Source organism: Paenibacillus sp. sgz302114 (assembly GCF_056120345.1).
In genome coordinates, this window is sequence record NZ_JBVYOI010000001.1 from 955,794 (window position 1) to 977,481 (window position 21,688).

Consider the following 21,688-nt stretch of genomic DNA (forward strand, 5'->3'; position numbering starts at 1 on the left):
CATGGACATTTGCCTATCCATTTGGTCCTGCTGGTCAATTTCTGCTATCATGTATGGATGGATATACTAAAAGTTAAATTTGTCTGATAACAGATATTTTCACAACATGAGCTGGAGGTAACCGGTCAAAATGACAGCAGAGAACAATAAACTGAAGTCACCGTGGGAGTCCTATTATGGGCCGAACATGGGGTACATTGAAGAAATGTACGAAAATTACCTGCGTAATCCTGAAGAAGCCGATCCTGCGTTTCGCGATCTCATCGCAAAATGGGGACCGCCAACGTCCGCAGCAGCAGTAAATGTGGCAGCACCGACTACTGTAATCGGCGTTTCCGGTTCAAATAATGTACGTGCGATGGACCCATCATTTTTGAAAAAGATCGTTGATGCCGGCAAGCTTGTGCGGAATATCCGCATGTACGGTCACCTTGCTGCAGACAATGATCCGCTTGGCATCGTTGCGCCGGCAGACACAAGGCTGCTTGAGCCAACCACGTTCAATCTGTCTTCTGACGATCTGGAAGCAATCCCGGCTTCGCTTATTTGGGAAGAAGCACCTGAGTCGATCCGCGACGGCAAGCAAGCGATCGCGCATTTGAAAGAGTCGTACACGAAGTCGTTCGGCTTTGAGTTCGGCCACATTCACGATCAAGACGAGCGTCTCTGGCTGCAGCGCCAAGCTGAGGTCGGCATGGCGAGCAAGCCAATGAGCGCGAAAGAGCGCATTGCACTTCTCGACCGTCTAATCCAAGTGGAACAGTTCGAGACTTTCCTGCACCGTGCATTTGTCGGGCAGAAACGGTTCTCCATCGAAGGTACAGATGCGCTTGTTCCGATTCTGGACGAGATCATCAGAGAGCTTGCGCATGAAGGTGCGCAGCACATAATGATGGGGATGGCGCACCGCGGCCGCCTGAACGTGCTTACACATGTTCTTGGCAAGTCGTACGAGGCGATTTTCTCCGAGTTCCACCACTCTCAGAACAAAGAGAAGGACCTGCTGCCATCCGAAGGCGCAATGGGCATTAACATCGGCTGGACTGGCGACGTGAAGTATCACCTTGGCGCACATCGCTCGGTGAAAGAGAATGAGACCGTTGAGACACGGATCTCGCTTGCAAACAATCCGAGTCACTTGGAATACGTGAATCCAATCGTTGAAGGCTATACACGTGCCGCACAAGACAATCGCAAAGAGCCTGGCTATCCGAAGCCGAACTTTGACAGCGCAGCTGCGATTCTTATGCACGGCGATGCTGCTTTTGCCGGTGAAGGCATTGTAGCGGAGACGCTCAACTTCAAGAAGCTCGCGGGCTACGAGAACGGCGGTACAATTCACATTATCGTAAATAACCGATTGGGCTTCACAACAGAAAGCCGCGATTCGCGTTCGACACATTACGCGAGCGACCTTGCGAAAGGCTACGAAATTCCAATCGTTCATGTTAGCGCCGATGATCCAGAGGCGTGTATTGCTGCGGCTCGAATCGCTTGTGAGTACCGCTTGAAATTCCACAAGGACTTCCTGATCGACATGATCGGTTATCGCCGTCACGGCCATAATGAGACGGACGATCCGGAAACAACGCAACCGCTTGTTTATCAGAAGCAGCGCAATCATCCGGTTGTTGCTCGCATCTATGGCGGCAAGCTGAAAGAGAAAGGCTTGTTGACCGATGAACAGATCGATGCAATGCGCCAGGAAGGGCTCTCCAGACTGCAAGCCGCGCTGGATGAAGTGAAGCAGAACGACAAGTCGTTCAAGCAGCCGCGTGTCGATGAAGCAAGCAAGCGTCGCAAGAAAGAGATTGTGACGAGCGTGCCGATGCGTAAGCTGAGCGCGATTAACGAGGAGCTCTTGAAGTGGCCAGAAGGCTTCAAAGTCAACGAAAAGCTGGAGCGGATCTTGAAACGCCGTGCGACTGCGCTTGATAAAGACGGCAAAGTAGATTGGGGTCTTGCGGAGGCGCTTGCGTTCGCGACGATTCTGTCCGATGGCACACCGATTCGTCTGAGCGGACAAGATTCCGAGCGTGCGACGTTTGCATTCCGTAACATCGTGCTGCATGACGTTGAGAACAACAATACGTTCTCGCCATTGCACAAGCTGCCGCAAGCGAACGCTTCGTTCGCGGTGCACAACAGCCCGCTGGCTGAAGCCTCCGTACTTGGCTTCGATTATGGATATAACGTGTTTTCACCGGAAACACTTGTTATTTGGGAGGCGCAGTATGGTGACTTTGCCAACTGTGCGCAAGTTATTATTGACCAATTCATTACAGCAGGCCGTGTAAAATGGTCGCAAAAGTCCGGTCTTATCATGCTTCTGCCGCATGGATACGAAGGACAAGGTCCAGAGCACTCCAGCGCGCGGTTTGAACGCTTCCTGCAGCTTGCTGCGGAAGATAACCTAACAATCGTGAACCTGACTTCGGCAGCGCAATATTTCCACCTGCTGCGTCGTCAAGCCGCGATTATTAACACGGATGAAGCGCGTCCGCTCATCGTGATGGCGCCTAAGAGCTTGATCCGTAACCCGTCTGTTGCTTCCGATCCGTCGGAATTTAGCGGCGGCGGCTTCAAGCAAGTGCTTGAACAGCCTGGTCTTGGCACGAAGCCGGAGCAAGTCGAGCGCCTGATCTTCTGTACAGGTAAAGTTGCGATCGACCTTGAGACAGGGCTTGAGCTGAAAGCAGGCCAAGCACCGGATCAATGGAACTGGCTGCACATCATTCGTCTGGAACAGCTCTATCCGTTCCCGAAAACAGATGTGGAGCAAATCATCAGACGCTTCCCGAACTTGAAGGAAGTGCTCTGGGTCCAAGAGGAGCCGCAAAACATGGGCGCTTGGAACTACGTCGAGCCGCGTATCCGCGCTCGCGTATCGAATCAAACGAATGTCCGCTACATTGGCCGTCCGAAACGGTCGAGCCCAGCGAGCGGCTTCCAATATGTTCATAACATGGAGCAGCAGCGGATTGTTAGTGTCGCGCTGAACCGCAGCACGTTAAACTAGTACATCATAGAACAGGAGAACAACAGCCATGAGTGAAGTAAAAGTACCCGAAATGGGCGAATCGATCGTAGAAGGCACGATCTCGAAGTGGCATGTCAAAGTAGGCGACAGCGTAAATGTCGGCGACGTGTTGGCAGAGCTTGAAACAGATAAAGTCAACATCGAAATTAGCGCAGAGCAAGCAGGCTCGGTTGAGCAGCTGCTTCGCGGCGAAGGTGAAACAGTAGCAGTAGGCGAGACGATCGCAATGATCGGCAGCGGTGCAGGTGCAGCAGCACCTACAGCAGCACCTGCTGCAGCGCCTGCTCCTGCAGCGGCAGCTCCAATCTCGCCATTCAATGATCCTGCAGCAGCACCTGCTCCAGCGGCACCGGTTGCTCCAGTTGCTGCGCCAGCAGCGGCTTCGACGCCTGCTGTTGACGTTGCAGCTACACCTGCAGCGCGCAAGCTCGCTAGAGAGCGCGGTATTGACCTCACTCAAGTACAAACGCTTGATCCGATGGGACGCGTCAACCAAGGAGATATTCAAGCACACGCTTCTGGCGCGAAAGCACCAGCGGCAGCGCCAAGCGCTGCTCCTGCGGCACCAGCGCCGGCTGCAGCCGCAGAGTTCGGCAAGCCTGTAGAACGCCGCAAAATGTCCCGCCGCCGCGTAACTATCGCTAAGCGTCTCGTAGAAGCGCAACAAACAGCTGCGATGCTGACAACGTTTAACGAAGTTGACATGACAGCGATTCTTGAAGTAAGAAAACGCCGTAAAGATGCCTTCAAAGAGAAGCATGACATCGGTCTTGGCTTCATGTCCTTCTTCACGAAAGCAGTTATCGGCGCGCTCAAAGCATTCCCGCTGCTGAACGCAGAAATTCAAGGCGAAGAAATCGTCGTGAAGCAGTTCTACGATATCGGTATTGCTGTCTCCGCGAAGGAAGGTCTCGTCGTTCCTGTCGTGCGTGATGCAGATCGCCTGAGCTTTGCTCAAATCGAGAAGTCGATTGCTGATCTGGCTGGCAAAGCGCGTTCGAACACGCTTGGGCTGAACGATCTGCAAGGCGGAACATTCACAATTACGAACGGCGGCGTATTCGGTTCCTTGCTGTCCACGCCAATTTTGAATGCGCCGCAAGTCGGCATCCTCGGTATGCACAAAATTCAAGTGCGTCCGGTTGCAATCGACGATACTCGTATGGAGAACCGTCCGATGATGTACATCGCACTCTCTTACGATCACCGTATCGTTGACGGCTCAGAGGCAGTGCGCTTCCTCGTAACGGTGAAAGCATTGCTCGAAGATCCAGAAGCGCTCCTTCTAGAGGGTTAAACCATCTATATGACTGAAACCTTACTTGCTCACGTTAGGACTTATGTCCCGATACGTCAGCTCGTAAGGTTTTTTCATTTGCGAATGTCACCTGTTCACCATAGAATAAGAGTAATACCGAACAAACGGAGGGGATACAGATGCAGATGAATGTTCGAAAAATGCGGCTGTTTGATTATGAGAATATCCACTCTAGCGATGATCGGGATGAGTATGAGAAGGATTATGCGCGCCTCATCCAGTCACCGGCTTTCCGGCGTCTGCAGGGCAAATCGCAAGTTTTTGGCGCTGGCTCAGGCGATTATTACCGGACCCGGCTGACTCATTCGCTTGAAGTGTCCCAGATCGCGCGAGAGGTGGCCCGCAAGCTAGGGAAGAGCTACGCGTTCCTGGCGAAGAAGGAGCATCCAGGCTTAATGCTCGACCCGGAGGTCGTTGAATGCGCATCGCTTGCGCATGACCTCGGCCATCCTCCTTTTGGCCATAAAGGGGAAGAAGTGCTTAATGAGCTGCTCCAAGCGGATTGCGGCTTGAAATACGAAGGGAATGCGCAGAACTATCGCATTCTCATGTTCTTGGAGAAACGCGCAGGAAGCGACAGCGGCCTTGATCTTACGGCTGCCGTCCTCCTGGCGATTAATAAATATCCGTTCTGCATCGAAGACCCGGGCAGGGTGAAAGGCGTTTACAGCATGGAGTGGGAAGGGATTCAATCGGTGCGTCAGAAGTGGGGGATGCCGGAAGGCTGCGCAACGTTAGAAGCGCAGCTGATGGACCTGTGCGACGACATCGCTTACTCCACGCATGACATCGAGGACGGCATTCGCGCTGGCAAGATCCAGATGAATACGAATTTGTTCGAGGATGACCGGCTTGTCGCGAACGTCATGCACGAGATTCAGAGCGACCCTGGCAACGAAGTGATGCGTTGGGATCAAGTCGATATGAAGCAAATGGTGAAGCAGGCGCTCCATCATTATTTGCAGCAATGGGAATCCATCTACGTGGAATGCGGCAGAGAGCCGTCGCGCACTCGGCGGGAAATGAAAGCACGGTGGGTGCGTAAATTTGTGAGCGGCGTGGGCATTATCGACGATGCCGCGACAGGCTGGAAGCGCGTGACGTTCATTCGCGACGGCGAGCAGGATATGGAGCTGCTGCGGACGATGGAGATTTTGAAGAAGCTGGCATGGGTGACGTTGATTAAGGATTTTCGCGTACAGCGGCTGCATAAGCGAAGCGAGATTATGATCACTCGGCTCTGGGACAGCTTCAAGCACCCGGACACAGGACGTCTTATTCTGCCGCCAGACTGGCTTGAGAGTTATGAAAGGCAGAAGGGCAAATGGCGGTGGGAGCGGATGGTGTCCGACTATATCGCAGGAATGACCGATGCGTATGCGGAGAAGGTATATGCGGAGTTCTATGCGAGCGGGTCAGGTACAAAATGGGGTTCATTATACGATAGAGATTAGCTGAAACTAACCAAGTCTTAATCTCCATAGTCTCTCTCTTACGGGCAAGGATGACGTTGGTTTCCGTCTCCTTGTCCACTTCTTTGAGTAACCACGGTTACATCAAAATTTGTAAAATGAATTAGGACTAGAAGGAATGGGAACGTAGTCGTAGAAATGAACATTTATTCCTAATTCGAGGGAGCTGCGTCAATGATGAGGCGCAATTATGCGGCAACGATATTATTTGATTTGGACGACGTGCTTGCCGACTTTTTAACTTTCTTGATTGAAAGGTACAATCTTCGCTACGACGATTCTCTAATGATCGACCATATCACGCAATGGGACCTAAGCAAGGTCGTTAAGAAGGAATGCGGTTTCCGAATTTATGACTTTTATCAAGAGCCGGGTTTGTTTCGCTATCTCAAGCCTAAGGAATATGCTGTGGTGGTTCTTGAACGGTTAATTGACGCCGGATTCGAAATCGTGATCGTATCCGATGCGCCGATCGGTCATTCGTATGACGATTTCCTGCAGGACAGCACCAAAATCACGAATCCTTCGGACGATAAACGAAAGTGGATTTCCGACCATTTGCCGATGATCGACAAGAACAACATCGTCTTTACGTCTCAGAAGTGGAGAATCATGGGCGATATTTTGGTCGATGACAGGCCGGATACGTTTAACAAGTTCCAGGATCTAGGAAGAAATGTGATTTTGATGGATCGGCCCTATAACCAGGAAATCGACACGGAACGGCGTGCGAGAAACCTTTTGGAAGCAGAGCAAATGATTTATTCGTATTTGAATATGAGCCAAATGAACCCAAAGGGAGTGCTTCGATGAACCCGCTTATCTCCGTCATCATACCTACATATAATCGACCCGGCGCGCTATGCGAATTGCTGGAGTGCTTATATCGCCAGACCTATAAACATTTAGAAGTCATTATTATCAACGACAATGGTGAAAATATCGATTTCGTGACCGGGTTATACCCGGAGTTGAACATCGTCGTCATTCATTTAGAAGAGAATGCTAAGCATGTTGTTGCCAGAAACGAAGGCATCCGCCGAGCAACGGGCGATTATATCCTGTTATGCGACGATGATGATTTGTTGGTATCGACGCATGCGGAGACGATGCTCGAGCAGATCGCCGATGTCGATCTGGTTTATTCAGATGCGGAAATCGTTGAATACGAATCGCATGGAAAAACAAGAATACCAGTGAATAGATCGCTGTTCGCCTATGATTCGGATCGGGAAGCGATGAGAAGCTTCTCGACTTTCGTGGCATCGGGCTGTTTATATCGCAAATATATCCATGATCAAATCGGCTTGTTCGACGAAGAAGTGTATCACTATTGGGATTGGGACTTTTACTTGCGGGTATCCGAGAAGCATGCGGTCAAACGCGTGCCGATCGCCGGGACGCTGTATTCGTTCGCGGCATCGGGGGATAATTTGTCCGGTTCACTGTCCGACATGGAGCCGTTCTTGAAATTATTATCCGAGAAGCACGATTTGGGCCCGCTGCCGACGAAAAATTTCTTTCTATTGTTGGAAGAGCCCGATGTCCGGAAGCGCAAAGCTGTGAGCAAGGTCGTATGGGACGGCGAACGGACGATCTCTCGGTGGGCGAATATTTCTTAAAGTGGGGGATGCGGTCGGATGATGGATTTTTCAATTCTGGTTAAGCCAGACGGACATTTGGATGAATCGAAAGTCGCCAAGACGGAAGAAATCAACAAACAAAAAAACGTCGACCGATTAAGCTTAACCCGTTTCTGGATCGACGACCAGCAAGGGTTAAGAAGCTATATCTTCAAACCGTCCAAGGAGATCAAGCCGATTCGATTCGAGCTTTGGCTGCAATCCGAAGTGCTTCCGCGGCTGGAAAACGTTCATTCTCCGAAATTGCTGGCGAGCAGAATCGACGAAGAGGCGAACGTGTTTTGGATGATTTTCGAAGACATGGGCCAGATTGAGCCGGTTTTCAATCATGAGGTAAGAGTCAAAGCAGCCAATAAAATGGCAAGCTGGCACAGCTTGCCGCTGGACATGATCCCTAAGCAGCAACAGAGCTTTATGCCGCTGATCGATGAAACGATGCAAGATTTGCTGGGTGAGCGGGCGACATATGCCGGGCTTCTGCAAAACGCGGGAATAGCGGCTGAACGAACGGACCGCTTCTTTCGTAAATTGATGGAGGTAAACGGTTCGTTTCCGGATGAACAGGTCGTTTGCCACGGGGATTACCATTGCTTGAATTTACTGGATCGCGGCGATGATTTGATCGTGCTGGACTGGGAATTCATTCAGATCAACTCTATCTACTGGGATTTTTATACGCTATTCGATATGGCTACGCCGCGGTACGAAATTCGGATAAACAAAGAAACCAGATTAGAGGCGCTCAATCAATATATCGATGTAAGAACCCGGTCAGGCTGGAACGCACCGCCGGATTTCGTATATCACTACCATTTGTACAGCCTCATATACTCCGCTTGGATTCTTCGCCTGCTGGTAAATGATCTGAAGGCAGACCGATTCGACCGCGAAGCATTGTTGCGCCAACGCCGGGAGATGACGGAAATCATCGGCGATTGCTTCGATGTGATATTCCCTGTGATTGCACATCCAAAGCATTAAATAAAGTAATCAATCGCATTACATAATAGCAGCCTACCGAATATACAACGGCAGGCTGCTTTGTGTTTGATTACGTAATCCGCTCGGGCAAGCTTAACTCTTATTAATAATATTAATCCCTAGTTTACCCATATCACGCGTTATTTGGTCCATCGTTTCCGAGCTCATACTCTTCCACCAAGACGTTCGAAACCAGTCGATCGTTTCTTTTCTCAGTTCTTCGTACTTCTTCTTCGTCTTTTCTAGAAGATGTTTCACTAACCGTTGATACGAATGTAAGGCAATCGTTAAAGCTAAAACAAGCATAAAATGGGAATTGCTCATAATGTGATCGACAAATTGAAGCACATCAGTCTCTTGGCCAACTCGTGCTATATTCAAGTAGATGAAGATGAGGAACAATGAGGTGAGTGCGAATGCAAAAACGGTGAGCGCTCGATACTCCGTTTTATATCGATCATACTTCTTTTTTCTATCGACAAGGGTATCGAGAATAGCAATTGCATCTTCAGAAATCTCGTTCCGCCACGACATCCTACATCCGCCCCAATATATAGGTTATAGTACATGCTATGCGGATAGAAATCGACTCATTCCAGAGAACGAATGTGATACGATAAGTGAAATCACGTTAGGAAGGCGGCTTAGCTGCATGGATAACTTTAACAATGCAAATACTGTGAAATGTACGGTAATCCGGCTCGGCGTGGTGATGGTCATTCATGAGCATTGCGTGGGTCTTCAGGTGAGCGGCAAGCTGATTGAGATCGCGCGGGACAAAATTGCGGACAACGCGGCGGTTGGCGATGAGGTGCGATGGGATGGGCAATTGTGGCGTGTTCACGAGAGCCGCTGAAGTCCAGTCAGCATCCCTAACAGGCGGATCATGAGAAAAGCTTAATCCCCTCTGCACCCTCTTATGCGCGAAGGATTACGAATCTTTCAGTAAGAGGTGATAAAGGGGATGGAACATATGGAATCGAAACGTTGTTTATTTTGCGATGAGCTCGTGCAAGTGAAGAGAAAGGGAACATGCGATTGGTATATCGGCTGCATTTGTGCGCCTGGTGGCGCCTATGGTCTGCGAGAGGGCAGCTTTGAGCCCTTCCGTCAGCTGTCCTATACGGAGAAGCGCAGCACGTTTCCGCTGATCTCTGCTTATATCCGCGAGCAGAATGATAATGAAGAAGCGGTCGTCCTCGATTTTGAAGACCGTATTCGTATTCTGCAATCGCCGGCGATCCCGGTTACAAGCGAGGATAAGGGCATACGCCTGCTTCGCTATCTGCACCGCCATACGAGCGGACCGAACGAGCCGCTTGTCATTAGCCAATTTGCACAAAGCTATAATTTGACTTATTCGCCGAATTTGCAAGAGTTCGTCTATATTACGGAGAAGCTTAAGGAAGAAGGCTTCATCGAACGCATTGGCTCGACGCTCAAGCTGACGGAGAAAGGCTGGGTTGAAGCAGCGGCGCACGCCACAGGCAAGGTGCTCAAGCAGTGCCTTGTTGTGCTAACAGGGGGCGAGGAGGAGGCGCGCGAATGGATGGATGCCATCTTCCCGAGGCTGATCCAGCTCGGCTATGCACCGAAATTGTATGAAGAAGATCGGAGTGCCAAGCTCGAGATGAAGCCGATTGAGTCCGTGCTGCAGCAGTTGGCGCGAGTGAAATTGCTCATTGCGGATGTATCGGAGGCGAGCGGGGAGCTGTGGCTTCGAATCGGATATGCGTATGGTTGCGAGGTTCCAGTCATTCTGACAAGCAGGGCAAACAGCGGGAATGAACTGCCAGCAGGCGTCAGACCGCAGCGCTATGAGGATATGAACGAGTTGACAGGGCTGCTGCAGAAACAGCTGTGCTAGTAAGCTTGAAAAGTAGAGCTGCATGAACTTTGGGGGTTGCTCCTGTTACGCTCATAGGCTACAATGATTTTATACAATTTAATTAGATACAAATTACTATGAACGTATTTCAGGAGGTGTCTGCACATGAGCATTTATGATTTCACGGTCCGGACGATTACTGGCGAAGAGCAATCGCTAGCGGCTTACAAAGGCAAGACGGTGCTGATTGTCAACACAGCGAGCGCATGCGGATTGACGCCTCACTACAAAGGGCTTCAGCACATCTATGACGCGTACAAGGCGGAAGGCGTCGTCGTACTCGGCTTCCCTTGCAACCAATTCGGCCTGCAAGAGCCTGGTACGAATGAAGAAATTGCATCTTTCTGCGATTTGAACTATTCGGTCACTTTCCCGATGTTCGCGAAGATTGATGTGAAGGGTGACGATGCTCATCCGTTGTACAAGTATTTGGTTGATGCGGTTCCGGCTCCATATCGCACTGGCGATATTGAATGGAACTTCGTGAAGTTTCTCGTGGACGCGAATGGCGAAGTCGTGAAGCAGTATTCTGCTCGGACAGAACCGTCGGCAATCGAGTCGGACATTCGCAGCTTGATCCACAACGGCAGCATCGGCGCAGCGCCGAACACGGTGAATGACTAAGCTTTAGCTAGACCATAGAACGTACAAGGGCGCCCTCTAGAGGGCGCTCTTTGATTTTTCAAGCCGTATCTTGCTGCGCAAAATCATTGCTCTGAGGTTGTTTCCTTGCGTCCGGTATGCATGATAAAGAATGCCGAAGAGCAGCCAACCGAAGCCCATAACCAGCGCTTCCTTGCTAAGAAGAGCGAAGAGCCATAAGATAATAATCGCGCCAAAGCCGGGGATGATCAGAAACTTTATCGTTTCGACTGTCGATCTTTGTCGCAATTTGATATAATAGTGCCCTATGACTGCTAAATTAACAAAGAAGAAAGCGGTCAACGCTCCAAAGTTAACGAATTTGACAGCTGCATCGAGCGAGATCACCAGGGCAAGCAGAGACACCATGCCGACAATCAAAATATTCACGATCGGCGTTTTCAGCTTGGGGTGTACATAAGCGAAACAACGACTTGGCAGAATAGATTCCCGGCCCATGACATACATCAATCTCGATACGCTGGAGACGGAAGAGATTCCTTGCGTAAAGATGGCGAATAAGAGCACAATGATGAAGACTGATCCGAGCGCTGCTCCGCCGACCGTTTGCACAATTTCGAGTCCTGCAGAATCAAGGTTTACGAATGCGATTGCTTTCGGTAATGCAAGCTGAGTCAGATAGGATGGCGTGATATATAATACGCTCGCAATTCCAATAATAATGCCGATTGCTCTTGGGATGTTCTTGTGTGCATCCTTCGTTTCTTCCGTCATCGTCGTGATGGAATCGAAGCCTAGGAATGAGAAGCAGATGATGGAGGCGCCTGTCAGTATCGTGGTGATGGGGACATGTGTTTGCAGAAGCGGCTCTAAAGCTGTTGTATGCATCGAAAAGTTTCGGATCAGCAGTATACAAAACAGCGCAATGAAGCACATTTGAAGAAGGACGAACAGCTTGGATAGATTCGCTGAGAAAGCAGCGCCTTTAATGTTGACGGCAGTCATGAGCAAATTGAGCCCGATCATCCACATATAAGCGGGAATGGCCGGGAATTGTGCATGCATGTAGATGCCAAACGTAAGGCACGCGATAATTGGCGAGAAGAGATAATCCAGCAGCAGCGCCCAGCCGACAAGAAACCCGAGATAGGGGTGAATTGCTTTATTCACGTAAGAATAAGCTGAGCCGGAAGAAGAATGAGCTCTCGCCATCATGCTATAGCTGTAAGCGGTGAACATAATGGCAACGAACGCGAACAGATAGGCTTGTGTCAGCATCCCTCCCGCAGCTTCGTACGCGATGCCGTAAATGGAGAAGTAAATCATTGGAGTCATCCAGGCTAGGCCTAGAAAAACAATGTGGTGAAGGGATAAATTTTGTTGAAGCTTCGCTTGTTCTTTCATAGGCAGCATTCCTTTGTTTGTACTCTCGGCCTGTTCTAGTTAGCTATTCTGTCATCAACATGTGATTAAAACTTACATGTTAGATAATATAACACGATTGGCTAAATGGTCAATCAAAAAAGTTGTGCATCATGAGAGCATGGGATGGAAAGGATGAACTACAAGTTGTCAATCACTGAAGAAGAGAAACCGAAGCTAATCGCGACAAAGATTTGGAAATGTAAAAATGCGGAGTGTAAAGCGTGGGTAAGAGAAGAATTTGCGAATAATGGTGAGCAAGCTTGTCCGATCTGTAAAGGTCCGATGCATCGCAGTATGAGGCACTTGCCAGCCGTTCAAAATAAAATTAAGAAGCCGCCGCGTAAGCCGAAGTCCGAGTTTGATATTTGATTGCAAGAAACAGCAAAAAGCCGCCAACTTGGCGGCTTTTCCTGTTTCCACTATTGTGGTCATTATTTGATGCCCATCGATTTTCTTGTTCGTTCACCTCGCGAATCATCTGATCAAGCCCTTTGACCTTGTAGCCATCCAGAATGGATTGCCAGATGACGTTTACGGGCAGCTTGCTGATCATTCGCTGCTGAAGAGCGGCATTCATTTCTCGAACTATGCAAACTTATTTAAGGAGCAGGATATCGGAAGGTACTTTTCGAATAGCGTTGTATACACAGTGACATTCCTGCATCGGAATCATCTTAGTTGCTCTTATTCAACATCGGTCGTTCGAACGAGCTTGGAGCATCTATGAGTCGCTCCCGCAGGCGTACTATGATAGCGATCGCATCCAAATCATTGTCGGTGCAGCCGCGCTGGAGCTCGGGCATGATGCGTTTATGGAGAAGCTGTTTGCAACGGATTTCGCAGTCATTCGCGAAGGGGAGACGCTGATCATTCAGCTCTGGTATGCGTATAACGCGAAGAAGCTGGCGATGCAGCGAGGCGTGGAGCTGACGCAGCAACTCATCGAAGAGGCGAAGCTGTTGTTTCCTCCGCCGACAGCGATTGATTTTCGTACGATGGGCTGATGTATGCGAGAGTAAGGGAACTAGTAAAGGCGATACAGCGTTCTGCTGTGTCGCCTTTGTTTGTATTAATACAGCAATCGCCACAAGTAGAACGTTGCGTATGCTTTCCAGTCGCCCCAATCGGCGGACAGTTCCTTGATCTCCGCGATGGACGGTTTATCGTCTCTGCCAAGCAGCAGCTTGAGCGCATTATGCAGTCCGACATCCGCGATCGGGAACGCCGCGGGCACGCGAAGGCAGCGCATGAGCACATAATTGGCGGTCCACGGGCCGATGCCGCGGATGCTCGTTAGCGCTTTTTCAATCTTCTCCAAATCGCCAAGCGTGAGCAGCTGCTGTTTGGACAACCGACCCTCTACCATCTCCTTGGCCGTGCCGATTAAGTATTCGGCCTTGCGCGTCGTTAGCTGCATCGGCGTTAAGTCCTCTACATGGAGGCGCGCGATGGTAGCGGGCGTAGGGAAAGTGAAGTAGCGTTTACCATCATAGTCTTTATAGGTGCCGTATCGTTCTACGAACCGCCGCTTGAGCGTGTACGCGAATGGCAAGTTGATTTGCTGTCCCATAATGCCCCAGCACATCGCTTCGAACAGATCGTCGATGCCGACAAGACGCAAGCCATAGAATGTCTTCGCGCAATCCCGAAGCAGATCATCCTGCTCGGCCAACTCGAAGAAGGGCGCAAGATCTCGATCCAAGTCGAACCAATCTCGAACAAAGGCTGCGGCTTCTGCGCGAATGTCTTCAGTGAGTTCGTTGTCGCCAGCTGCTTCAGAAGGGAATTCGAGCTTTATGCCGCCGTCCATAAGCGGTGACAGACGGATCAGAACGGGACCGGATGAAGTAGAGATCAGTCTGGTTACAATTCGGTTCTCCACATGAAACATGCACTCCTTTTCGGAGCGGCTTAAATAGTCAACCGTGCGGTCATAGCTGAACGCGGTCGGCGGAATTATCTGTATGAAATGATCTCCTATCGTCAGATGAAGCACCTCCTGGCCATATGCGGCTGTTTATAGAGAGTATCATACTTTTGAAGCTGAATGCTTTTCTAATCTTGCTGTTTCATCTGGCGCCGCTTTCATGCAGGCAGGTATGCGGGTATACTTGGCTAAGAGGTGAAGCGAACATGATGACCGATGAGCGCTGGAATGCGATCGTCAATTGTGATGCCGCCTATGACGGCCAATTCTTTTATGGAGTCACGACGACGGGCATCTTCTGCCGACCATCGTGCAAATCCAAAGCGCCGCGCCCAGGCCATGTGCGGCTATATGATTCAGCGGCGGACGCGCTGAATGACCGCTTCCGTCCGTGCAAACGATGCAAGCCTGACGGCATGCGATTGCAAGGTGAAGAGTGGGCGACAGCGATCAAGGAAGTGATCGAAGCTCGCTATCAGGAGCCGCTTACGCTGCCAGTGCTCGCGGAGCTAATGCATGTGAGCCCTTATCACATGCACCGGACGTTCAAGCGGATGATGGGCGAATCGCCAGCCGCACTGCTAAGCCGGACGCGGATCGCAGCCGCGAAGGAGCTGCTTCGCGCATCGGCGCTGCCGGTCCGGGAAGTTGCGGCGCAAGTCGGATTTCCGAACGCCGCGCATTTCGCGACGGTGTTTCAGAAGGCAGAAGGCTGCTCGCCGACTGCGTACAGACAGCAGCATTAATACTCACATGCTCACACGTTCATACGCGACGTTTTAGATAAATTACGGGATAGGTGATAACTTTGAGCAACATATATTGGACGATATTTCACCATGATGCTTGGCGGCTCTACGTGGCTGCGACAGACGAAGGACTTTGTTATGTCGGTTCGCCGAATGCGCCATTCGCTGAGCTAACCGCATGGGCGCAGAAGCGGTTTCCTGGACTCCCGCTTGAACAGAACGAGGCGGTCATGACTCCTTATTGCGAGGAGCTCCGTCAGTATTTGATGGGTCGGCTTCAGCAGTTCGGACAGCCCTTGCATCTGATCGGAACGCCGTTCCAAATGTCAGTATGGCAAGCGCTGCGGCATATTCCGCACGGGCGCATATGCTCATACTCGGATGTCGCCGCACAGCTCGGAAAAGAGAAAGCGGTTCGTGCCGTAGGCACGGCAATCGGGGCGAATCCGGTGCTCTTCGTCGTTCCATGTCACCGTGTTGTAGGCAAGGATGGCTCATTGACAGGCTATCGCGGAGGCATGGATGTGAAGGAAATGTTACTGAAGCTGGAAGGCGTGCTATAATAGAGTGATACCAGAGGTGTTTGCAGCGAAAGGATGACAGTATGATTACGATTACAGAGTTTGAGGTTAACAAAATTAAAGACCCGTTCGGCATCGTTATTGGCGATCGGTATGAGTTCCGACTGGATCTTGACATTGAAGAGGATGACGAGCTTTATACCGAGAGCGGCGTCTATGTCAGAGTTATCTTCCGCGTAGATGGCGACCAGTCTAGCGTAGTGAAGTATGAGCTTCACGAGCGGGGCAGCGGCAACTATCTTGACTTCGATCTGGAGGAAGAGGAAGAGCAGTTCATTGAAAGCTTCTGTAAAGAGAATTTCTCCAAATGGGATCAATAATCGAGAACAGCTGAGGAAGGCGAGACAAGCCTGATCGCAGCAGCTCATAAAGAAAGGACCTTTCGCGTAAGAAGCGAAAGGTCCTTTGTTTGTTAGGATGCGCTAATGATCTTCAATCTGCGTTCCTCGCGCTGCCCATCCGTCAGCTTCGGACAGTTGTAGCATTTGTCGCCGTTCTCTCGGCAGTAGAACATGCAGCAGCCGGAACGAATGATTAGCTTGCCGCCTTGCTGGTAAGGACTATCAATATAGCGAGGCTTATGTTCGAATGGATTGCGCCGACTGCCGAATAGCTCTCCGTTCAGCTGCTCTGTCAGCACGGATAGATATTGTCGGAACCGCGCAAGCGCCTCATCGTCAGACTCCTTATTCGCTAAGGAGCTAGAGAAGCTGAGCATTAGACTTCCAGCCTGATTCCAAATAATCCCCGGCTTGACGTTTCCAGCTGCGGCAATGCCTTGGACAGCAGGGGTAATTGTGCGCTCGAACAGCTTCGTAAGGGCATCGCGAACGAATGAATCGTGCGACTCCATGTCCGCAGGTAGCGGGGTTGTGATCACTTCGCGAATTCGGAAGCCGAAGCCTGCATACTCGCCTAGATCGTTGATTTGCATCTCGAGATTATCGAGAGACAAGTCGAGCGCAACGCCGTTTCTCGCCATAATGAGCATCATTCCAGCGCATAAGCGGAAGAGCGTAGTTCCAATGAGCGAGGCTGCAAGCTCGTAGCCAATCGATTTATAGATGCGTCCGGTAAACAGTAATGCTGCACGTATGGCATTTGGCTCAAGCAAGTCGCTAGCTGGCATGACGAAAGCTGGCGATTCAGAGCCTTCCGGCGATAGTTGTATGTAGAAAGACTCCAGTGCTTTGAAATCGATCAATGAATGATTCGTGGACATTCGCACACCTCTTTGATAATCGTTCTCAAGTAGCATGAATAGTAATTATAGAACGACTTCCTCGAGAGTGTCAACGCCTACTTGGTACGTCTTCCAGTGCTCCCAAGTGGACAGTCTGAGCTTGTGCCGCTTATAATGGAGGGATGTTATCGGATGGAAAGTTATTATGGAGTGTCATGAACGGGGCGTATCGCGGATGAAAAAGTTTAAGAAGTTCTATATCGAAATTACGAGCGTGTGCAATCTTGCTTGCTCTTTCTGTCCGCAGACGAAGCGGCAGGCTAATTTTATAAAGATAGACGCCTTTACGAAAATACTTGATGAGATTCGGCCTCATACCGAATTCATCTATTTCCACTTGAAGGGCGAGCCGCTGCTGCATCCAAAGATCGACGAGCTGCTGGATCTGAGTCACGAACGCGGCTTTAAGGTTAATATTACGTCGAACGGCACGCTGCTTCATAAGGCGAAGCACAAAATTCTCGGTAAGCCGGCGCTTCGGCAGATGAATTTCTCGTTGCACAGCTTTGATGGACACGAGGGCTCGGTCGATAAGGAAGGCTATGTCGGGAGCGTGCTTTCTTTTGCCAAAGAGGCAGTTGCGACCTCCAATATGCTCGTTTCCCTTAGGTTATGGAATTTGACTGAAGATAATACGACGAACATGGAACGCAGCCGCAATCAGGCCATTCTCGATCAGATTGAGCGTGAGTTTAACCTCGATTACAAGATCAAGGATCAGTTTAAACGGGGAAGCGGCGTCAAGATTGCCGATCGGATCTACGTGAATCATGATCATGAGTTTAAGTGGCCGGATTTGAAGGAGAAGGAAGACGAAGGAGTCGGCTTCTGCCACGGTCTGCGCAATCAAGCAGGCATTCTTGTAGACGGAACGGTGGTTCCTTGCTGCCTTGACGGTGAAGGCGTTATTAATCTCGGCAATATTCACGAGAAGCCGTTCGGCGAAATCATTGAAGGGGAGCGGGCGAACAAGCTTTACGACGGTTTCTCGCGCAGAGAAGTGGTCGAAGAGCTGTGCCGCAAGTGCGGATATCGCCAACGCTTCAGTATGTAACGGAAGGAAGGTAAGACGAACGCTCATGAGTTATTTACCGCTCGGGAACAGACGGGAGCTGCTCGCTCTTAACCAGAGCAATAAAGGGAGAATTCCGCTGTTTTATGTTGCAATCGTTGTTTTTGTTCTGAAAATGGCGCTGCTGCGTCATTTTCTATTTAGCGGCATTGAATGGAGCCGCGTAGCTGCAGACCTATCGGCTGTACTCGTCATATTGTCACTGGTAGAACTTATTACGCCTGCGCGGTTGAAGAAATACGCATACGGCGGCGTGAATTTAATCTATTCGCTGGTCTTATTCTCGTCATCTGTTTATTTCGAACATTTTGGCTCGGTGCCGACGTATACGGCGCTGTACGAGCTGCATCAAGTGACGAAGATCAAATCAAGCGTCGAGTCGACCATTCAGTACAGTCACTATCTCTTCTTCGCTGACATTGCGCTCACGGTTGTCATCTGGGTTGTCGCTAGCATTCTGCGTTCGCGCGGAAGACGTGGCACTAGCCGCAGAGCTTCAGGTGCATCGACAGCGCCGTTGTACCGTGTGGTGCTCACGGTTCTCTTTATCGTCAGCATCGCGTTATCCGCTCGGTTCATTCAGCTTGGAATGCCGATTCAGAACGAGTTGGTAGAAGCGGAGCAGGAAGGCTTCTTGAACTATCAAGTGTCTGCTGTCATCAAGGCGGAGCGGGATGATAGTATTGCGTCGGAAGGGAACACGGCTGATATTGTAAAAGAGGTGAACGACCTCCAAGCGACCTATCCGTACAAGGACAAGCCTCAGAACGGAACTCCAGCATATTTCGGGGCGGCTAAAGGGAAGAACGTCATCATCATCCAGATGGAGGCGTTCCAGAACTTTCCGATCCATCTAAAGCTTGGCGGTCAAGAGGTAACGCCTGTGCTCAATAAACTGGCTGGAGAGAGCCTGTATTTCACGCATCTATTCCAGCAGATCGGGCAAGGCAACACGTCTGATGCCGAGTTTATGTCGAATACGTCGATCTACCCTACGGCGAAGATCGCGATGTCGACCGGATATGGCGATCGGGTCATTCCAAGCCTGCCGAGATTGCTGCAGAAATTCGGTTATAACGCGAACACGTTCCACGTTAATGATGTGACGTTCTGGGACCGCAATAAGCTGTACGCGGCGCTGAACTTCGATCATTATTATGACAAGCCGAGCTATACGAACGATCACTTCAACAGCTTCGGAGCGTCAGATGAAGAGTTGTACCGGGTGGCGACGGAGAAGCTGGCTGCAGAAAAACAGCCGTTCTACGGGCAGCTCATTACGGTATCCAGCCACTTCCCGTTCGATGTGCCGGAGGATCGCGTGAAGATGGCGCTGCCGGATGAACTCAAGGGAACGCAGCTTGGCAGCTATCTGCTTGCTGTCAACTACACCGATTATGCCATTGGCACGCTCATTGATCGGCTGAAGGCAGACGGGATGTGGGACGATACGGTACTCGTGTTGTACGGCGATCATTTCGGCTTACAGCCGAATGACAACGATCCCGAGCAGGTGAGCAGATCGCTCGGTATCAAATATGATCCGAAGGTTAGCCGGTTCAATATTCCGCTCATCATTCATTTGCCAGGAGCGACAGAAGGCAAAGTGGTGGAGCAAGTTGGCGGCCAGCTCGACATTATGCCGACAGTAGCGAATTTGCTTGGCATCTCGCTGACGCAGGAGAAATTCACGGCGTTCGGGCATGACCTGATGAACATTGACCACAATGTATTCGGCATGCGCTATTACTTGCCGACAGGCTCATTCTTTAACAACGATATTCTATTCGTGCCGGGGCAAGGCTTCGATGACGGCACTGCTATTAATATGAAGACGTTAGAGCCGGTAACGGATCTGGCGCCGTACCGCAAGGATTACGACTATATCATGAAGCTGATGACGTTGTCGGATCGATATGTGAAGTCATTGCCTAAGCGGTGACGGTAATGGAATGGATATGCATCGAAATAAGCCTCTCTCGCGAGCTTGCGAGGGAGGCTTTTTGCATGGCATGAGAACAACCTAACGAACGTTAATGTGATATTATCTAACATAAGTGTTGACACTTCTTCAGTACACCCCCTATAATACGAATCAATAGCAGGTTTTAACAATTGCATATCGGTTCTCATGTCAGCTATTAGCCCATTGAGAACGACAAAGCTATCTAGGGTTCCGTTGATGAGTGATCGCGTTCATCAAGCTGGTCCGAGAGATAGTGTGCGGCGTACGAACGCTGCATAACACGGAAGGACAAAAGCCTGGGAGATCATCTCCTTGGCTTTTTTGTTTTATAGCCATTTATTCGTAGGGGGTCATGAGGATGACAACGGTATGGAGCAAGACGATGAATCCAGGGGACAAATGGTCCGGCACGATCGGCAAAGGACGGTTGCTGCGGTTTACGGCACTGCAAGACGACGCCAATCTGGCGATGATGTTATTTAACGCAAACGACTTGGCGGAGCGCTACAATATGCCGGATACGCTCAAAGCGCAATACACGGCGCATCTGACTCGCGGCCATGTGTTGATGAGCGACAACGGTCGCGCACTAGCGAGCATTGTCGAGGATGAGCTCGGTTGGCATGACACGATCAGCGGTTTGACGACTCGGGCCGGTACAGATGCCCAATATGGTACGACGAATTATCAGCAGCTTCGCAATGAATGGCTGCACAGCGGCTACGAGAATATGGTCGTTGAGCTTGTCCGCAGCGGACTTGCAGTTCGAGACCTTGGACCTGTAGTCAACCTGTTCGCCAAAGTGTACTGCGATGACGAAGGCCGAATGATCTATGACGCCAGCCATTGCAAGGAAGGCGCTACAGTGACACTTCGCACCGACATGGATGTACACATTGTCCTATCGAATACGCCGAATCCGCTCAATCCGACGACGAGCTATACGACCGCAGCAGTCCAGCTCGAGGTGTTAGAAGCTCCGCCCCTTGACCCGGCAACGGATTACTGCTACAACTTCCGCGGCGAGAACCGCAGGGCATTCGAGAATACAGCGGAATACCATCTGCTCTCAGGTCGATAGATTCGCAAAAATCGCCGCCATTATTCGAAGGAGGAATTTGAGATGACTGCATTTGTCCGATATGAAAGCAAGCTGCAAGCAGAAACAGCTATTATAGATGAAATTGTTCTGGCAGGGGATGGCTGGATGAGAGAATTGCAGCCAGGTCAGGTGATCCGCATCGTGGATCTGGAGGGCAACCAAGCAGCAGATACGTTGTTCTTCGATGCAGACAATCCCGACGATCATTACAGTGCCGTGGCTACAATCGCCGGTCAAGGCAATATCTACTTGACTACAGGCTCTGTGCTGCGAGCTGAATCCGGTAAAGAGCTGCTGCGAATCGTCGCCGATACATGCGGCAGACATGATACGGTTGGCGGTTCCTGTTCAGCGCAGAGCAATACGGTTCGCTATTCGCATGATAAGCTGCACATGCACAATTGCCGCGATACGTTCATGCTCCAGCTTGCGAAGCACGACGGAGGCTACAACTATTCGAAGCGCGATCTTGCGCCGAACGTGAACTTCTTCATGAATGTTCCCGTCACGCCGGAAGGTGGTCTACGCTTCGCAGACGGTGTATCCGCGCCAGGCTGCTATGTCGAGCTAGAGTCGCTGTGCCGTTCGATGGTGCTCATCAGCAACTGTCCGCAGCTCAACAATCCGTGCAACGCATATAATCCAACCCCAATTCGGGTACTGGTGTGGAATCCATAG

Annotated in this window: 22 protein-coding genes and 1 riboswitch; of the genes, 18 read left to right on the forward strand and 4 right to left on the reverse strand. The window is 50.5% G+C overall.

The window, feature by feature from the left end:
• Window positions 1–130 precede the first annotated feature (130 nt).
• The 6 genes from AC0LWF_RS04405 to AC0LWF_RS04430 all read left to right on the forward strand — a co-directional run bounded on the left by AC0LWF_RS04405 (window position 131) and on the right by AC0LWF_RS04430 (window position 8,454).
• Window positions 131–3,019, forward strand: coding sequence for a 2-oxoglutarate dehydrogenase E1 component (locus AC0LWF_RS04405; RefSeq protein WP_474650318.1), 2,889 nt, complete (start codon window positions 131–133; stop codon window positions 3,017–3,019).
• A gap of 28 nt (window positions 3,020–3,047) precedes the next feature.
• The gene (gene odhB / locus AC0LWF_RS04410; protein ID WP_474650319.1) at window positions 3,048–4,337 is read left to right on the forward strand and encodes a 2-oxoglutarate dehydrogenase complex dihydrolipoyllysine-residue succinyltransferase; all 1,290 of its coding nucleotides are present in this window, start codon (window positions 3,048–3,050) and stop codon (window positions 4,335–4,337) included.
• A 146-nt stretch (window positions 4,338–4,483) separates the two neighbouring features.
• Entirely contained in the window at window positions 4,484–5,812 is a 1,329-nt protein-coding gene (locus tag AC0LWF_RS04415; RefSeq protein WP_474650320.1) for a deoxyguanosinetriphosphate triphosphohydrolase family protein, read from the forward strand.
• 192 nt (window positions 5,813–6,004) lie between these two features.
• Window positions 6,005–6,643: a 5' nucleotidase, NT5C type gene (locus AC0LWF_RS04420; RefSeq protein WP_474650321.1), complete on the forward strand. Its 639-nt coding sequence runs from the start codon at window positions 6,005–6,007 to the stop codon at window positions 6,641–6,643.
• Complete coding sequence (locus AC0LWF_RS04425; RefSeq protein WP_474650322.1) at window positions 6,640–7,452, forward strand: glycosyltransferase family 2 protein; 813 nt, start codon at window positions 6,640–6,642, stop codon at window positions 7,450–7,452. The genes AC0LWF_RS04420 and AC0LWF_RS04425 overlap by 4 nt, the downstream gene beginning before the upstream one ends.
• A gap of 18 nt (window positions 7,453–7,470) precedes the next feature.
• Window positions 7,471–8,454: a phosphotransferase gene (locus AC0LWF_RS04430; protein WP_474650323.1), complete on the forward strand. Its 984-nt coding sequence runs from the start codon at window positions 7,471–7,473 to the stop codon at window positions 8,452–8,454.
• A 93-nt stretch (window positions 8,455–8,547) separates the two neighbouring features.
• Here AC0LWF_RS04430 and AC0LWF_RS04435 read toward each other — a convergent pair whose 3' ends face one another.
• The gene (locus AC0LWF_RS04435) at window positions 8,548–8,988 is read right to left on the reverse strand and encodes a DUF2663 family protein (protein ID WP_474650324.1); all 441 of its coding nucleotides are present in this window, start codon (window positions 8,986–8,988) and stop codon (window positions 8,548–8,550) included.
• A gap of 118 nt (window positions 8,989–9,106) precedes the next feature.
• On the opposite strand from AC0LWF_RS04435, the gene AC0LWF_RS04440 reads away from it, so the two are divergent.
• From AC0LWF_RS04440 to AC0LWF_RS04450, 3 genes are all read left to right on the forward strand, one after another.
• Complete coding sequence (locus AC0LWF_RS04440) at window positions 9,107–9,310, forward strand: hypothetical protein (RefSeq protein ID WP_474650325.1); 204 nt, start codon at window positions 9,107–9,109, stop codon at window positions 9,308–9,310.
• A 117-nt stretch (window positions 9,311–9,427) separates the two neighbouring features.
• A complete protein-coding gene (locus AC0LWF_RS04445; RefSeq protein WP_474650326.1) occupies window positions 9,428–10,321 on the forward strand; it encodes a hypothetical protein in 894 nt (297 codons plus the stop codon).
• A 126-nt stretch (window positions 10,322–10,447) separates the two neighbouring features.
• Window positions 10,448–10,966, forward strand: a complete 519-nt coding sequence (locus AC0LWF_RS04450; protein WP_474650327.1) for a glutathione peroxidase — start codon at window positions 10,448–10,450, stop codon at window positions 10,964–10,966.
• Between the two features lie 36 nt (window positions 10,967–11,002).
• On the opposite strand, the gene AC0LWF_RS04455 is transcribed toward AC0LWF_RS04450, so the two are convergent.
• A complete protein-coding gene (locus AC0LWF_RS04455) occupies window positions 11,003–12,349 on the reverse strand; it encodes an APC family permease (RefSeq protein ID WP_474650328.1) in 1,347 nt (448 codons plus the stop codon).
• Window positions 12,350–12,502: 153 nt separating this feature from the next.
• On the opposite strand from AC0LWF_RS04455, the gene AC0LWF_RS04460 reads away from it, so the two are divergent.
• Entirely contained in the window at window positions 12,503–12,739 is a 237-nt protein-coding gene (locus AC0LWF_RS04460) for a cold-inducible protein YdjO-related protein (protein ID WP_474650329.1), read from the forward strand.
• A 443-nt stretch (window positions 12,740–13,182) separates the two neighbouring features.
• Window positions 13,183–13,374, forward strand: a complete 192-nt coding sequence (locus AC0LWF_RS04465; protein WP_474650330.1) for a hypothetical protein — start codon at window positions 13,183–13,185, stop codon at window positions 13,372–13,374.
• Between the two features lie 65 nt (window positions 13,375–13,439).
• On the opposite strand, the gene AC0LWF_RS04470 is transcribed toward AC0LWF_RS04465, so the two are convergent.
• Window positions 13,440–14,261, reverse strand: coding sequence for a DNA-3-methyladenine glycosylase family protein (locus AC0LWF_RS04470; protein ID WP_474650331.1), 822 nt, complete (start codon window positions 14,259–14,261; stop codon window positions 13,440–13,442).
• 242 nt (window positions 14,262–14,503) lie between these two features.
• On the opposite strand from AC0LWF_RS04470, the gene AC0LWF_RS04475 reads away from it, so the two are divergent.
• The 3 genes from AC0LWF_RS04475 to AC0LWF_RS04485 are packed head-to-tail and all read left to right on the forward strand — an operon-like array spanning window position 14,504 to window position 15,947.
• The gene (locus tag AC0LWF_RS04475; protein ID WP_474650332.1) at window positions 14,504–15,043 is read left to right on the forward strand and encodes a bifunctional transcriptional activator/DNA repair enzyme AdaA; all 540 of its coding nucleotides are present in this window, start codon (window positions 14,504–14,506) and stop codon (window positions 15,041–15,043) included.
• Between the two features lie 53 nt (window positions 15,044–15,096).
• Window positions 15,097–15,609, forward strand: coding sequence for a methylated-DNA--[protein]-cysteine S-methyltransferase (locus tag AC0LWF_RS04480; RefSeq protein ID WP_474650333.1), 513 nt, complete (start codon window positions 15,097–15,099; stop codon window positions 15,607–15,609).
• 41 nt (window positions 15,610–15,650) lie between these two features.
• Complete coding sequence (locus tag AC0LWF_RS04485; protein ID WP_474650334.1) at window positions 15,651–15,947, forward strand: DUF6509 family protein; 297 nt, start codon at window positions 15,651–15,653, stop codon at window positions 15,945–15,947.
• A 92-nt stretch (window positions 15,948–16,039) separates the two neighbouring features.
• Here AC0LWF_RS04485 and AC0LWF_RS04490 read toward each other — a convergent pair whose 3' ends face one another.
• Complete coding sequence (locus AC0LWF_RS04490; protein ID WP_474650335.1) at window positions 16,040–16,849, reverse strand: IucA/IucC family C-terminal-domain containing protein; 810 nt, start codon at window positions 16,847–16,849, stop codon at window positions 16,040–16,042.
• A 196-nt stretch (window positions 16,850–17,045) separates the two neighbouring features.
• Between AC0LWF_RS04490 and AC0LWF_RS04495 the strand changes: the two genes are divergently transcribed.
• The 4 genes from AC0LWF_RS04495 (at window position 17,046) to AC0LWF_RS04510 (ending at window position 21,688) form a co-directional block, all read left to right on the forward strand.
• A complete protein-coding gene (locus AC0LWF_RS04495; RefSeq protein WP_474650336.1) occupies window positions 17,046–17,924 on the forward strand; it encodes a radical SAM/SPASM domain-containing protein in 879 nt (292 codons plus the stop codon).
• Between the two features lie 25 nt (window positions 17,925–17,949).
• Window positions 17,950–19,884 (forward strand): LTA synthase family protein, encoded by a 1,935-nt coding sequence (locus AC0LWF_RS04500; RefSeq protein WP_474650337.1) that lies wholly within the window; start codon window positions 17,950–17,952, stop codon window positions 19,882–19,884.
• 215 nt (window positions 19,885–20,099) lie between these two features.
• Window positions 20,100–20,213, forward strand: a riboswitch (guanidine-I (ykkC/yxkD leader).
• A 53-nt stretch (window positions 20,214–20,266) separates the two neighbouring features.
• Window positions 20,267–20,989 (forward strand): urea amidolyase associated protein UAAP1, encoded by a 723-nt coding sequence (locus AC0LWF_RS04505; protein ID WP_474650338.1) that lies wholly within the window; start codon window positions 20,267–20,269, stop codon window positions 20,987–20,989.
• 42 nt (window positions 20,990–21,031) lie between these two features.
• Window positions 21,032–21,688 (forward strand): urea amidolyase associated protein UAAP2, encoded by a 657-nt coding sequence (locus AC0LWF_RS04510; protein WP_474650339.1) that lies wholly within the window; start codon window positions 21,032–21,034, stop codon window positions 21,686–21,688.